The sequence below is a fragment of the Pseudoflavonifractor sp. An187 genome, from assembly GCF_002160275.1.
GTDB classification, from domain to species: domain Bacteria; phylum Bacillota; class Clostridia; order Oscillospirales; family Oscillospiraceae; genus Enterenecus; species Enterenecus faecium.
The window spans coordinates 1-14,695 of record NZ_NFKG01000029.1 but is presented as its reverse complement, the minus strand read 5'-3'; the positions used below and the strand labels follow the sequence as shown (position 1 = coordinate 14,695).

Sequence of the window (14,695 nt, the reverse complement as noted above, 5' to 3'; positions counted from 1 at the left end):
CCTATTCCGTGTAGTAAATATCGCTACCGCTACGTAGCCCATAGTCTGCAAGGGTCTTATTTCCTTTCAGAAGGGCAATGGGATTTTCCGCTTTTAAATAACAATTCTTAATATCTGAGGTATTAATCCCTAGTTCATACGCGGTATTTAGGGCCAGTACCAGCTCATTTGCTGTAATATTTAACGGTATTTCCAAATCAACCGATATCTTTCTTTTTGTGATATGAAAAATTACAATGGCCGTCTCCTTGTTCATGCATATCCCCTCTTAAAGAATCAGAAACGCAGTTCTTTGGATTCCACCCTCTGCGGAAAGTTGCTCCGGTTTCATGGAATCATAGCGTCTGATGTGTTCGATGTAATCTGTAACAGAAAATTTCAATGCAATATTAGGTGAAATTAATGCGTTATCTTCCTCTTTTACAAAGTCATTACATACAAAAACAAACTTTTCTTTACTAACTCCATTGATATTGGATACCAATATGTTTGTTGCTACCACAGAAGCCATGCTCTGTTTGGTTACCACAATGACCCGATCTGCTACACCGATTAGTTCGGTTTTCGCTTCATCAAACGTTACATCTGTATCCACCACAATAAAATCGTAATCTCCACTTTTCTTGGCAGAACAGATAATTTCCTTGTATACGGAGTAATTCAATCCCAGTGATAATAGGGATGCCTTAAAGGGAGGCAGATAATTAAAAACTTCCTTGCGAATGACATGTTTTATGTCAGCGTAAATGTTCCCTCCAGGATTAGCCAATCTGGAGTACACATCCATGGTTGTAATGGGTGAATGGTTTATGAGCATCTGTTGAAACACCTGTAAATGTGAGGCATTCATATACAGTACTCTTTTATAGTTTTTTGTGAGCGCTGCACTTATCCCCATTGCAACAGTAGTCTTACCAACTCCTCCACACCCTGAGTAACACAAAATCACCTGAGTTTCCTGTCTTTTTTCCACCATCCCCTTGAGTACCTCAGCACTTTTCCCGGTGATTTCGTTAAAAATTTCTTTAATACTTGTGTATTTGAAAATATGATTGACTTTCAGATCTGCAGTTTGCTCCTCCTCATATTGCTCCATCATTACGAAGATATGGGAAATGTTGTGACGGTGCAAATTGGTAGAATAGAGCTGCTCTGAAATAATTAAAATATCTGCTTGCTGGGGCGTAGAAAACAATTGATCAAAGAACGCGGGATCACTGATAATTTCAAGCTCTATTCTCTCGAAGAAATCCTCTGCAAACTTCAATTGTAACGGGATTACATAGTCCATATCTTCGTCCGCAATGATGATTCTTGGTTTTACCATATGGGCTCCCTCCGTTACCTTGTACTCACCTGAAAATCACTGTTTGCCATGCGAATTATGTCACCATTGCCGATTCTGTACGGCTGATTTGCCTGTAATCGCTTTCCATTGACATAGGTCCCGTTTGCACTTTGCAGGTCTGTAATGGTGTATCTTTCGCCCTTTCGGTCAATTCTACAGTGAATGCGACTAATCTTATCATTGAAGGATATTACACCATCTACTGCACCGGCCTTTTTCCCTAATACAAACCTATCTTTTGTAATTCGAATCTCTACTCGGGTCGGAGCATGCATCGCAGTTAGACACAAACTCACAGTGTGCTTACTCTTGCCTTGTAATTTATCCTTCTCTTGTAGGAAGTCCTCTCCTCCTTTATACCGACGGTACAGGTCTTCAATAGATAACGTACCGTTGGATAAATCCATTGACAGCTGCATCGTAGCAGGAGACTGCAAATTCGAAACGCCAGAAATTAGCTTGATCAGTCCTGTTCGAATTTCATTTTCAAAACTGGATTGATCCGGATAAATGGTGTGATTCACTGGAAGATATACCAAACCCACATTCAATGTAATAGGATTCACATAAATATGTTCAAAAGAGACATCAATCTTTTGGCAGCTCAGAAACCCATTGTTCCGAACCTTCAAAATATTTCCAAGCAAATTGATCACAACGGCCATAAACCGTTCCGGGTCTAACGATGGAATCAAATTTGCAAATGGCTTAAGCTGGTTTGCTAAATAGTAGATCTGAATATTTCCGTTATAGAGCATCTTCATGCATTGGACAAAGCAACCACTGGCCTGACTTTGAAGGACCTTATACTCGGTCGCAGAAAACAAACCACCTTCTGCTAATATGTAGGAAAAGTTTGATCCACACACCAATTCCTTGACATACTGCTTCTCCACCAACGTATTCATGGCACACACCCTTTTCCCAGCTTCATTCCTGTTTCTCACAAGTCAGGTGGTTTTCTTAAAAACCACCTGACTTCTAATAAACAGTCCCGTTTCTCCCGTGCAGGCAAAAGCCTGCACGGGAGAAACGCTGGAACAAACGTTAGGGGATTATTTGCTGACTGCTTTCTTTCTGTGTTTCGTTGCAACAATGCCACAGATGGCACCTACAACTACAATGACACCACAAATAGAGCCCCAGAACAGCGTTTTATTGGCGTACCACCTGACGAAGAAGTTCGTAGACACCGTGATCGTGTCGTAGAACTCGAACAATCCATTCGCATTAAAATCTTCGGCTGCAGTATCTGTCACATTGCCTGCAAGGTCTGTCACTTTTAGCTGCACTGTCTGGGCATTAGAGCTTTCATGAATGGTAAACTGTCCATTGTAATTGAACCCACCATCGTCAAACTCGTCTATCGCATCTACGACGTCGCCATTTAGCACAACCTCTATGGATTTCAAGCCTCCAACGTCTACGATGGTATACTTTACATTCACTGTTTGTGCATTGATAATCTGCTTTTCTAGATTAACAATATTGCGAATCTCCGGGGCCGTTGTATCAACGGTAAAGCTCATGGTGTCCATAACCTGTGCTCCACTTTCGTCGATGGAGTTCTCAGGGACACTGGTAGAATCATTGTGCTCCGAGTCACTGGTCGCATAGGCAGAAGAAAGGGAAATCTTGTATACTCCATCCTCCTTGAAGTTGGAGGCATTGATGGTATAGATATACTCATACCATCCACTCTCTCCAACACTGGTTCCACCATCAACGGTAGTAGAGTCAGTGGTATACTCCGCTTCTATTGTCTGGCCATCTCGGGTAATGAGAATTTGCAAGGAGCCTTCCAACAGCTGGTCTGCATTATACTCCGTGATTACAAGATTCTTTGTAATGGCAGTGCTCTCACCGTCCTGAATGGTGATATACTGACCGCCATCTTGAATCAAAGACATCAGGTACTCATCATACTCATATACGGAGCCAAAGCGGTTGATGGTAAATTTCATTTGAGCCTGGGTAGTATGCATGGCTTTATCTGTCATACCTACCGTCAGAGTATAGATGCCGTCGTTCCCTACCTCGCTGGGGATACTAAAGCTTCCAGAACCACCAGTCGCAGTGCTTCCCACCTGAATAAACTCAGCTGTAACATCCTCTACGCTATCAAACCGGGTTCGCGTCAACTGCACCGTATGAGAATCAAAGTTCACATCTTCAAACCCGAATGCGATCGTAGCATCGTTCTTGTAGGCACCGCCTTTTTCACCCACAGTCTGCCCATTAATTGAGAAAGTGGGGGCCTCAATCTGAGTATCAATGGTCATCTGTTGGGACGTATAGGTCTCCATTTGGTTCGAGGACTTGTCCCTGTAACTGATGGTAACAACATAGTCTCCATCCCCACTCAAGGTAAAGGAGCCTGTGTGACGATCCACACTGTTATCTGTCCAGGTAGTGGGAACCGCTGTTGCTACACCACCATCTTTTGAGACCGACACCTGTACATCCTGAGCGTAGAAGTTTGCCTCCTGTATGGAAATGGTTGCCTGAATATCTCCATCATAGTAAGCAATATTTCCTTCTACATTGACAGGATCATTGTAGCTTACTTGCGCAGTGGGAGAAATGTTATCCACGACAATTCTCTTTGTCTCCTTGTGAATCTCAGACTCCACTCCAGACCGGTCTGTTGCAGTAAATTCTACGGTGCCATTGAACTGGTTATCACCCGCCAACACCATCTTGGGAATCTCAAAGGAGGCAGTAGCCGTAACCCCATCATTGGAATATCGGATATCTGCCGCAGCAATTGCTTGATTGACCAACTGCGCGTTGACAGCGCTGACGCCCTCTGCGTTGAGATAGCTATACAGGAACGAGTGAACGCCCGATACCGCATCATCCGCAGAAATGGTTACCGTCATTTTGGCATTGTAAAAACCAAAGCTCATGGATTCCAGAACCGTATCCAGAACGCTAGTGCTGTACTCGACTCGGAGGTTTTCAGGCTTCGTCCTATCTACAGTGAAATAGTCACTGGCATAGTCTACTGCCTCGTTGGTAGCAAGATCTGCATACGCCACATCAAAGGTATAATTGGCATCACCGGGATACGTGATGGTCATCGAGTGCACATCTCCCTGGGATTTCCACTGAGACATTGTCACCAAATCATTCAACTGCAACTGGTTCCCTGCCACATCCCGCGCTACGATGTCATATTTGACATCTTCAGCATAAAAGTTATGCTCTGCAATTGTCACCACTGCAGTCTGTGTGTCTTCGAAGTAACGCCGACTATGACCGTCCCTGTCCTTTAACGTGTTGACCACAGAAAGGTTCCGGTATTCCACATCGATCTCAGGCAATACCGTATCAATGGTATGTACATCAGACACATATCGTACCATCTCATTGTTGGAACGATCCGTGTACTCCACAGCGATTACATAATCACCATCTCCACTGTGATCCTCAGGAGCCTGCAGTGTGAAGGTACCAACTGTGCGGTCATTAGCATCTCTCGTTCCCCAATTTACTGTCCCGTAATCAAATACCTTCCCGTCTTTTGTCACGGACACATTGACATCTTCGGGGTAGAAATTTGCCTCTGTCACTGTGAAGGTAATATCCACATCATTATTGTAGTAGTACTGGTTGGTATTGGAAACAGTTCGGTCTGCCGGTGTGTACTCCACTGTCATTTCCGGTGCAATGGTATCCACAACAATGATATTTCCATCATCCACTTTTTTCTGACTATCATTGTTGAATTTATCCGTTGCCACCACACTGAGATACCCTCTATACTGTGTCAATTCATCAGCAGTCAAGGTTGTCTCTGCGGTAAACTTGGACTTATCATTTTGATCCCTCACAGCAGAAATGGTTGTATCTTCCAGCTTTTCGGGGTGCTTAATGGTACTTGCACCAGTCTCCTTTGTATATCCCCATGTGAAGGAGTCCACACCAGAGCTGGTGTCATACGCAGTAAACCGAACGGTCACAGAAGGATTGTAGAATCCCAAAGTAATAGTTTCCAGGAACGTATCCACAGGAGACTTTGCATATTCAATTTTTACCCCTGTGGGGCCGTCATGGTCAATAATAAACTCATCACCTGTGAAAGGCTCTGCTACCCAACCGGCGTAATCCGTATAGTCCAGCTTAAGATTATAAATACCATTGACGTATTGGTCGTACTCAAATGTATAAGTGTCTCCATTTTGGGTCCAAGTGGCTCTCTGAAGGATTGCAGTCAACTGCTCCGCTGTAAATGCAATGGGATTCCCATTAACATCTTGCATGGTACTGCTATTGGCTACCACAACATGATCAGCAGAGAAGTTGTGTTCCTCAACGGTAAAGATCGTTTTCTGGATATCCCCATCGTGAACATACTCAAACTCAATCTCCGGCTCGGTCGTATCAATGGTAATCACCTCAGAGGTGTATAGCTCCACCTCATTCTCGTCGTCATCCACCATGACATTTCCAGACTGATCGTGATAGCGCATGGTAACAACATAGTCCCCGTCACCACTGAGTGTAAACTTACCATAGTGGATCTCATCGTTGGTCTCATCTACGGTCCACTCCACATCTACGTCATAGGTCTCATTGTCCTTTGTAACACCAATTTCAACGTCTTCCGAGAAGAAGTTGGCCTCCTTCACCGTGAAGGTAAAGGCCACATCACCATTGAAGTAGTGCTGTACCACACCATCCCGATTCACTGGGTTATATACCCCGCCGTTATCCACCAGCTGAAAGCTGGCATCCATGGACGGATTTATGGTATCAACGACAATTACGACGTTGTCTTCCTTGACTTCTGCGCTTTCATTTCCAGCACAATCGTACGCCTTAAATGCAATATGCCCGCGGAACTGCTCTGCTTCCGTTGCAGTCACTGTAAGGGATGCTACATATTTCCCATCTTCTTTTGTCACTTCCAGCGTTCCGCTTTTATCTGCTAGAATCGAGCTGGTCGCATCATCCGATTTCGTATAGAACCATTTCAGATGATCGACCCCCGATTCATCTGCTCCCAGCTCGTCTTCAACTGTAAATTCAACGGTCACAGAGGGGTTAAAGAACCCAAACAGAAGCCCGATCTTTTCAATAATGGACAGGTGGGAAATCTCGATTCCCATCTTATCTGTCTCTGGCGCATATGTATCAATTTTAATGTCCACCAGAATCTGGTCCGTAATGCCCCCTGTCTCTATATTTTTCAGATAGACATACCGGGCAGCCGCACCTTGGTTACCAAATGTAGTTGTCTCAGCAAAATTCCCAGATGCCGACTGGGCGATGCTATAACCCGAAGCGGGTGTTACAACAACATTTGTGGTATACCATCCGTTCCCTCCATTGACCTTGGGTAACGTATATGGCACATCCGGTGTGTTTTCGAAGGAAACAGTAACCATATACTCGGCCATATCTTGACCATAAACGCCCTTTTTTTCCTTGGTTGCAGTGACGGTGATATTGAGCGCACCGTCTGCCTCTCGAATCGCAGTCGCCAATGCGTTATAATCTGTTACCAACAAAGTGCCGTTCTGTTCGTTAATTTCTACGCCAGCAATCGCTTTCATGGAGTACGTGATATCGCCCCTAATCCGGTTATCGTTCTTTACCGCCTGTTGCGTAGAAATCTGATCTGATGTTCCAAGGGTATAGTTCACCTGTTGTTGGGGGAAGGAAATATAATTGCCCTGTGCCGACACTTCACCATTCACACTCAAGTGGTACTCAATCACACACTCGCTATAGTTTTCATTCCCAGACAGGGTGGCAATCACGGTCATGTCTCCAGGATAATAGACCGTCAAAATACCGTTATTATCAATGGATGCAATTCCTTCCTCAGCATCCACTTCGTAGGTGATTGAGCCCCCTGTAAGAGCTTCTGTGTCCGTGGCACTAAAGTCATAGGTAACATCTTTATAGGGTACTGCACCGTTTATGGTGATCGACTCACGCTCATCTTCACTGGTATGTGCATCGTATTTATCGAAATCAAATGATTGCTCTGCCTTGGCTACATGTACATTGTACGGAGCAATCGCTCCCTCAGCGGGGATCACCTCTACATCACTATCGTTATAGTTCTCTTTAACGGCCTTCACCCAAACAATATAGGAACCTGCATTAGTAACCTGAGGGATCGTATTTTTCACCCAGGCTTCCTCATTGACCTCCAAATCACCATCATCAAGCTGATACATCAAATCGTAATCACCTTGATTATTCACGATAACAGCTGGCTGCGCAACAGGTATACCTTCATCATCCACCTTGTACACACCATCCAGACCTGTTACTGTAAGTCCTTCCAGGTTAAGCTCGCCCTCTATCAAATTGGTAGTTACCATCTCGGTCACCAATGTATTGTAGTTAGGGCCGCGGTCAACCTTTAACACCACAGTATAGGAACCAACTGCCATTGCTTCTGGAATTTCTTTCGATACCAACTCCTCAGAATTCACGGTCCAAGTTACCACATCATTCTCTTGGAAGTCGCCTTTCAAAATTACCAGTTCCTGTTCCTTACGATTATAGACAAGACTTCGTCCTTCGATGGAGATTCCTTCAATGTCTGCGCGCTGAATCACAGCTGTCACTGGAAGAACAAGATCCTCCTTGCCTGTTCTTTGAACGGTAACCTTAATTTCGTAAGTACCTGCATTCACTGCGACAGGTTTACCCTCTTCATTCAACTCAAATGAAGTATCTCCAACTGCTTCGTATGTAACGATATCGCCTGCCACCTCAGTGACAGACACCAATTCCTGAGGTTCTCCATTATAGGTCAAAGTCTGTCCTGTAATAATCACATCATCTATCGTTGTTCCAGTCAGCACAACCTGGAAGTTATCTTCTGCGGTGACGATTGGAGTGTCCATAAGCTCTTTTGCTTCGTAACCATCAGCTGTCACCGTTGCCGACAGAGAGAACTCATCTTCCACAAAGTCGGCACCAGACATTACTTCAACGACGCCGTACTGGTCTGTCTCCTTTGTATCTGTAATATAATTTTCCCCGTAGCTCGTGGAGTCAACGGAAATTGCAACCGAAGCACCTTGAACTGCTTGTCCATCCTCATTGACAACGGTTATGGTTACAGCTTCTGGATGCTCATCTGTTGCAGCATAGGCTACCAATCCGCCTGGTGTCAGGGAGAGACCCATAGCCAATGCCAAGAATGCAGCAAGGACTCTCTTACTTTGTCTACGTTTCTTTGCCCTCATTCCAATTCACTCCTCTTTCTCCACTCTAATCAATCAATATGTTCCTGTGTATGAATGAACATAATTTCTTCTATGAGTTCCATGTTTACGCCACTGAGCCGTTGTACTTCTCGCACCATGTTCTCTTCCAGCGGTTGGGTCGTCCCATCTTCCACCAGCAGTCCCGTGGTTTCAGAGGTTACACCTTCCGACAAATTTTCATACAGCAGTCCCGTTTCAGGCCGCTGCCCTGTTCCATTAGAAACAGCTTTTTTTTGCCCTTTTTCAAGGCCAGACATGGTTTCTGTGACTTTCCCACGTTGAATGTTAACTTTACTTTCTCGGTAGCCCTTTGGCCCAGATTTCTCATTTGACATTCTCAGCTTTGCAATGGATTTTCTAGCAGTTCGCCCAGAAAGATCTCCAATGACAGAAGGTATTCGAAAGATAATCCACAGCACAACAGAAATGACCAGACATACGCCAGCAACTACAAAGGAGATCATCGATAATAGTGATAGTGTATCTGCCATTATACATTCCCCCCTTGTTGCCGCTTTTCCACCTCATTGTACTTAGCGTTTATATTTGCCACAAAGGAGTCATAACTGGAACGGATTTTATCCTTCAATTCATTGACGTAAGACAATGTAGAGGTGATTGAGTTGGTACTTCGATATAAGGTCTCCATCAAATCCAGCGCTCTCTCCCGTTGGAATCCTACTCCAGCCATATACTCTGCCTGGTCATTGACAAGGAGCATTGTTACATAGTAAAGGGAAATTTTATCGTAATTTGACTCACTATCTGTGGCCTTTCCGACGGTCTCCATTGCCTGGTCAATCTCTTCAAACAGTGTATTAAAATCCTCTAGCGTATGTTCCGATGTCGTGCTTTGATTCGTCATAAATTTGCATATAGAATCATAACACGATGCAATATTTTTCTTTTCAAAGTCGGCATCAGCCTCTGCTGCAGTCTGGAAGAAATTCGACGCGCTAACTGCTCGACTTTTGAAAGAACCATCATAATCAGCAAAGTATAGCTTACCCATGTCATAATACATGTCCGCAACGGCACTATCTTTGAGATCCAGATACTCTGCATTGGCTTCGATGGTATTTCCCACTCTCGTAATCTCATCGTTTGTGGCGCTGACATTTTTAAAATACTCAATCAATTTATCGTATGCTTCTACTCGCTCTGGATAAATTTCGACCGCAGCAAAGTACCTTGCTGGATCAGAAGACGCAACATTGGCATCATAGTCCTGGTTGTTTACTTTCGTTGCTACCAAATTGAAGACGACTCCAGCAATACCAGCGGCCACGCATAGAGCTGCAGAAGCTGTAAAAGCCAGCAGCTTCAGCTTTTGTTTCTTTTTAAACCCTTTGGTAATGAGTTCTGGATGCTCTAGGTCATAGAGCAAGTCTGCACAACTCTGATACCGATTTTCTGCTGCAGGTTCCACGCAGCGATCAATAATGATTTCAATGCCTTCAGATAACTCGGGATTCCACTGTCTTACCGGGGCATAAGGCTCTCCGTTACGTGGATCAACCCCTGTTAACAAGTGGTGCATGGTCATTCCCAATGCAAAAATGTCAGACCTGGGATCCGTCTGCCCACTATACTGTTCCGGTGGAGCGTAGCCCTTAGTTCCCAACACCGTTGTGTCCGCCAAATTTTGTTCTTTATACTCTCGTGCAATTCCGAAGTCAATGATCTTAATATTTCCTTCCGGTTTCAACATGACATTTGCCGGCTTCATATCGCGATAAATAATCGGTGGCTTTTGGGAATGCAGATAGGACAGTGCATCGCAGAGTTGCTTTGCCCAGCCCACCACCAACTCCTCCGGTTGCGCTCCGTACTCTTGCAAGACCTTATCCAGGGACTCTCCCTCGATATAGTCCATAATCACGTAGATGGTAATTCCATTATCAATAATGTCAACGATACGAGGTAATGCTGGATGATCCAGCTTTTTCATCATGTTGGCTTCTGCTAAGAGACTATTGACAACAATCTCATCATTTTTTCCGCTTCCTTTTTTGCGGATCTCTTTAACCGCCCACTGCTTGTTGAGTCGCTTGTCCATTGCCAAGTAAACGATGGACATGCCGCCGCGTCCAATCTCTTTGAGAAGCTCGTATTTCCCATCAATGACAGTCCCAATCGCAGTCACTTCATCCACCTCACTCAGCCTTGACCAACACCACAGAGATGTTATCCCTCTCTCCTCGTTTTTTCACCAATTCAATGAGATATTCTGTATTGCTGTGCATGGCACTTTTGTTGATCAAATTGATGGGGTTAAGGGATTCATATATTTCTCTTTCGCTAATCTCGTGTCGGAATCCATCCGAGCATAGCATGTATGCTCCCCTCTCAGTGGTTCCCAATATTACTTGAGGGTCCACAACCTTAGAGGCTCCTACGCACTGAAGCAGCATATTCCGCCGCCTATCCGTCTTTGCCTGTTCCAAGGTCATCGTGCCCCGAGCAACTTCTCTTGCCACAAACGTCTGGTCCGTGGTCAACTGTACCAGAGATGTCGAGATGTAATACACACGAGAGTCACCTACATGAACAATCAAATACTTCTCGCCCACCAGCAATATACCTGAAAAGGTTGTTCCCATACTCTCCCCGTTTGTACTTGCACTGTATTCCAGAATGCGGGCATTAAGAGTTTTGAGAAGCAAGCACCACTTGCTTGCCACTATTTGCATGTCCAATTCTTTTAACTCAAATGGCAGCTCACGGTGGAACCATTCTGAAAAAGCTCGAATTACTGTTGCGCTGGCTAACTCGCCCTTTGACAAACCTCCCATGCCGTCACAGATGATTGCCATAACAACCTCACCTATATCTGTAGCCGCATGTTTTACCAACACACTGTCTTGGTTCGTGCGTTTTGAAGTCCCCACGTCAGAATCCGCTGTCACAACAAACCGCAAACTCCCTCACTCCTCCCACAGTAAGCTCTACCATTTGTATTCATTGATAAAAGACGAATTCCTCATTTCCAAGTCGCAAGTTGTCCTCATTATGAATTTCTACTTCACAATGCACTGGAATGGGTTCATCGTTGATATAGGTATGATTTTTTGAATTTAAATCAATGATAAAACACTTCGTCCCACGAGTTATAATATCTGCGTGACTTCTGCTTACCGCTACATTATTTGTAACAAAATAATCGACATAGCTTTTCTCTTTGCCCAAACGAAACACAGGTTTATTGATGGATATTTTCTCCGCTGTGGAAACACGATATAAAATAGGGAACTGAACTCTTGCAGTATTGGAATTGAGCAAAGCTGTGGCTTCACACTCTTCCTGGAGCAACATGGTATCATCATCACTTAACACCCCTGTTGCTTCCTCGTCGTAAGTATTATCCTGCAACAGGCCAGTCGCCTCCTCATCGTCCCAATCTTCATGTTCTTCCAGAAGCAAACCAGTAGCTTCCTCTTCTCCCATTTCCGTATCGAAAGCCTCTGTCCCGTCATGGGGACGTTCATCATCCAAGAGGCCGGTGGCTTCCTCTTCTAAGTCTCCGGAACACTCCTCCAGCAACTCTGTAGGTTCATCATCGTCTTGTTTCTTCTCATAGTGCTCAACATAGTGCCGCATCTTGTTTGTGATAAACCCACTCTGCCCTCCTAACTGCTTTCGAATCAAACGAACTATATTGCCATCCTCTTTGGAAATGTAACGTTCGATTTTCTCAAATTCAATTTGCTTTTGCCCTCTAAGGAAATACATGAATTGGGCAATCGCCTCTTCATCACATTTCTCAGCCGGCTTTACCGAGTAAACAATGGATTCAAGAAAACCACGTACGTCTGTTTCTTTTGATTCCATTGTCGTTGGTACGTAGAGAAACCACACTTCGCGTGTCATTCTATTAATGAAAACATACTGTAAATTCAACACTAAAGCATTTAAATCCAAGTGATTTTCATCTATTTTCTGTAACGCTACCACTACTTGTTCTAGAATAAATAGAAAATCTCGTTTGGACATCGGCTCCATAAGCCGCTCATAGAGACTAATTCCGATCGGTCCATGATATTCAACCAAATTCTTTTTTAATACGTTTGGTTTCAAGAAGCCTCGACTACACGTTCTGCAAAATTGGCTCAATTTCTCTTCATCGAAAGTCTCTCCAAAACTTGTCTTCACCCGCACAACCAAGTTGCAATCCTTTGCTTTTACCTTCGTTTTCAATAATCCCTGTCCCCCTCACGAGTCTCGATTTCATCCTCACGACCTCGTAAACTGGCCCGTATTCTGCTCAAGGTCACGGGTGTTATGTTTAAGTAGGAGGCGATGTACCGATTCGATACCTTTTGAACCAAACTTGAGTAATTGCTTTGAAACCATTGATATCTCTGTAGCGCTGTATACTGATAGATTGCATTTTTAATCTTCCAGTGCTCCTGAGCTGACTCACTCAACAAGCGAATATATAGCTGGCCCACCTCGGGATATTTTTGAAGCAGATTTCTCACAGCATCCATTGAGATAGAAACAACACTTCCAGCGGTGATTGCTTGTATTGATATGATTGCCGGTATATTCAATTCGGTAGAAGGTAGTAGTGGTGATCCTGTTTTGTATGCGAAGCAGTCTGTAATGTCCCGTCCATTTGAATCAATAAAATAGCCACGGTATATACCGGTCAACAAAAAGTCCACTTTGCTGACCGCTTCTCCTGCTTGAATTAAAATATCGCCTTTTTTGTATTCATGCACAGTAGTACACGTAATTAATTCTTGAATGAGCGCCTCGTTTTCTGTGGAAAGCAGACGAGCAAAAAAAGTGTGCAAATCCATCGTATCACCCTTTTCCGCAGTTCTTTACTAAAGCACACCATATTATACCACTCTTCCTTCTCAACTTCATTAACATAGGTTAATTTTCAGTTTTTCACCCACTCACTAATTGAACAACTTTCACAACTTTTCTTAAAAAACACCGTTGTTTCTATTTCCTATGCTTAATAGCATATTCCCTAGTAAACCATATAATATAGTCATATTATATAGATTGATAAAGCCTGAAAATAAAAGCAGTCGCCTGTCGGATCATCCCGATAAGCGGCTGCAAGCTTTGTATCCTTACACATATTTTCTTTATTATGGATTCCTATACAATTACCCGTCACTCTGTGGGCATCGCATCTCTAACGTATAGCAATGTAAAGATGCTCTTCACGATCATCGATCACATCCACCTATCTTTCTCCAGGCAAACAAAAAACCCCGGAACATTCGTTCCGAGGTTTCTCGTGGAGCTGCTAGGCAGATTCGAACTGCCGACCTCATCCTTACCAAGGATGCGCTCTACCGACTGAGCTATAGCAGCAAATGGCGACGCGGAAGGGACTTGAACCCTCGACCTCCGGCGTGACAGGCCGGCGTTCTAACCAACTGAACTACCGCGCCATCTGGGGGAATCTATTTAATCAGCTTCCGCTGTTATTTTTAAATGGCAGGGGCAGAAGGATTCGAACCCTCGGCACTCGGTTTTGGAGACCGATGCTCTACCAGCTGAGCTATACCCCTGTATGGTGGGCCTTCAGGGACTCGAACCCGGGACCGACCGGTTATGAGCCGGCTGCTCTAACCAACTGAGCTAAAGGCCCATGTCGTCGATCTGTTCTGTCTACATGAGCCGTCACAAACCTGTGACGGCTCATGCACAGAAATGGCTCCCCCTGTTGGACTCGAACCAACGACCCTGCGGTTAACAGCCGCATGCTCTACCAACTGAGCTAAGGAGGAATATTGAGAGGCTTGAGAAACTCAAACCTCTTTGTGTCGGCACTACCTATCTTCCCGGGCCGTCGCCAGCCAAGTATTTTCGGCGCAAGTGAGCTTAACTGCCGTGTTCGGAATGGGAACGGGTGGACCCTCACTGCAATCAGCACCGACTAAGTCGACACAGACCTTTTGATCTGCACTGAACATTTGACATATTACCAGATTTCTCTGGTTTTGTCAAGTGTTTTTTTGCCCCATTTTTTGAGGGTTCCCACTTAGGTGTGCCTCACACCTAAGTGGGAGTGGTACACCTTCAGGGACTCGAACCCTGGACACCCTGATTAAGAGTCAGGTGCTCTACCAACTGAGCTAAA

The 14,695-nt window shown here is 44.4% G+C and carries 9 protein-coding genes, 5 tRNA genes and 1 rRNA gene; all 15 read right to left on the bottom strand.

What is annotated here, in order from left to right; translation table 11 throughout:
• Window position 1: 1 nt before the first annotated feature.
• Window positions 2-256 carry an EsaB/YukD family protein gene (locus tag B5F22_RS10065; protein ID WP_087392459.1) on the bottom strand — a complete coding sequence of 85 codons (255 nt, stop codon included), beginning with the start codon at window positions 254-256 and terminating at the stop codon, window positions 2-4.
• A 12-nt stretch (window positions 257-268) separates the two neighbouring features.
• The gene (locus tag B5F22_RS10060) at window positions 269-1,327 is read right to left on the bottom strand and encodes an AAA family ATPase (protein WP_087392458.1); all 1,059 of its coding nucleotides are present in this window, start codon (window positions 1,325-1,327) and stop codon (window positions 269-271) included.
• Between the two features lie 14 nt (window positions 1,328-1,341).
• Window positions 1,342-2,256 carry an FHA domain-containing protein gene (locus B5F22_RS10055; protein WP_087392457.1) on the bottom strand — a complete coding sequence of 305 codons (915 nt, stop codon included), beginning with the start codon at window positions 2,254-2,256 and terminating at the stop codon, window positions 1,342-1,344.
• Between the two features lie 147 nt (window positions 2,257-2,403).
• Window positions 2,404-8,565: a hypothetical protein gene (locus B5F22_RS10050; RefSeq protein ID WP_087392456.1), complete on the bottom strand. Its 6,162-nt coding sequence runs from the start codon at window positions 8,563-8,565 to the stop codon at window positions 2,404-2,406.
• A gap of 29 nt (window positions 8,566-8,594) precedes the next feature.
• On the bottom strand, window positions 8,595-9,077 hold the full coding sequence (locus B5F22_RS10045; RefSeq protein WP_087392455.1) for a hypothetical protein: 483 nt from the start codon (window positions 9,075-9,077) through the stop codon (window positions 8,595-8,597).
• A complete protein-coding gene (locus tag B5F22_RS10040) occupies window positions 9,077-10,741 on the bottom strand; it encodes a serine/threonine-protein kinase (protein WP_204210581.1) in 1,665 nt (554 codons plus the stop codon). Before B5F22_RS10040 ends, B5F22_RS10045 begins: the two co-directional genes overlap by 1 nt.
• A 1-nt stretch (window position 10,742) precedes the next feature.
• Complete coding sequence (locus B5F22_RS10035; RefSeq protein WP_087392453.1) at window positions 10,743-11,507, bottom strand: protein phosphatase 2C domain-containing protein; 765 nt, start codon at window positions 11,505-11,507, stop codon at window positions 10,743-10,745.
• 40 nt (window positions 11,508-11,547) lie between these two features.
• The gene (locus B5F22_RS10030) at window positions 11,548-12,783 is read right to left on the bottom strand and encodes an FHA domain-containing protein (RefSeq protein WP_087392452.1); all 1,236 of its coding nucleotides are present in this window, start codon (window positions 12,781-12,783) and stop codon (window positions 11,548-11,550) included.
• The gene (locus B5F22_RS10025) at window positions 12,780-13,391 is read right to left on the bottom strand and encodes a Crp/Fnr family transcriptional regulator (protein WP_087392451.1); all 612 of its coding nucleotides are present in this window, start codon (window positions 13,389-13,391) and stop codon (window positions 12,780-12,782) included. Before B5F22_RS10025 ends, B5F22_RS10030 begins: the two co-directional genes overlap by 4 nt.
• A 456-nt stretch (window positions 13,392-13,847) precedes the next feature.
• A tRNA-Thr gene (locus tag B5F22_RS10020) sits at window positions 13,848-13,923 on the bottom strand.
• Between the two features lie 3 nt (window positions 13,924-13,926).
• A tRNA-Asp gene (locus B5F22_RS10015) sits at window positions 13,927-14,003 on the bottom strand.
• Window positions 14,004-14,047: 44 nt separating this feature from the next.
• Window positions 14,048-14,123: transfer RNA gene (locus B5F22_RS10010), tRNA-Trp, on the bottom strand.
• 3 nt (window positions 14,124-14,126) lie between these two features.
• Window positions 14,127-14,203 (bottom strand) — tRNA-Ile (locus B5F22_RS10005).
• A 63-nt stretch (window positions 14,204-14,266) separates the two neighbouring features.
• A tRNA-Asn gene (locus tag B5F22_RS10000) sits at window positions 14,267-14,342 on the bottom strand.
• 34 nt (window positions 14,343-14,376) lie between these two features.
• Window positions 14,377-14,492, bottom strand: a 5S ribosomal RNA gene (rrf, locus tag B5F22_RS09995).
• Between the last annotated feature and the right edge of the window lie 203 nt (window positions 14,493-14,695).

Coding starts and splice junctions, on each gene's coding strand:
- B5F22_RS10060 (WP_087392458.1), bottom strand. CDS start 1,327: ATGGTAAAACCAAGAATCATCATTGCGGACGAAGATATGGACTATGTA.
- B5F22_RS10065 (WP_087392459.1), bottom strand. CDS start 256: ATGAACAAGGAGACGGCCATTGTAATTTTTCATATCACAAAAAGAAAG.
- B5F22_RS10045 (WP_087392455.1), bottom strand. CDS start 9,077: ATGGCAGATACACTATCACTATTATCGATGATCTCCTTTGTAGTTGCT.
- B5F22_RS10055 (WP_087392457.1), bottom strand. CDS start 2,256: ATGAATACGTTGGTGGAGAAGCAGTATGTCAAGGAATTGGTGTGTGGA.
- B5F22_RS10025 (WP_087392451.1), bottom strand. CDS start 13,391: ATGGATTTGCACACTTTTTTTGCTCGTCTGCTTTCCACAGAAAACGAG.
- B5F22_RS10050 (WP_087392456.1), bottom strand. CDS start 8,565: ATGAGGGCAAAGAAACGTAGACAAAGTAAGAGAGTCCTTGCTGCATTC.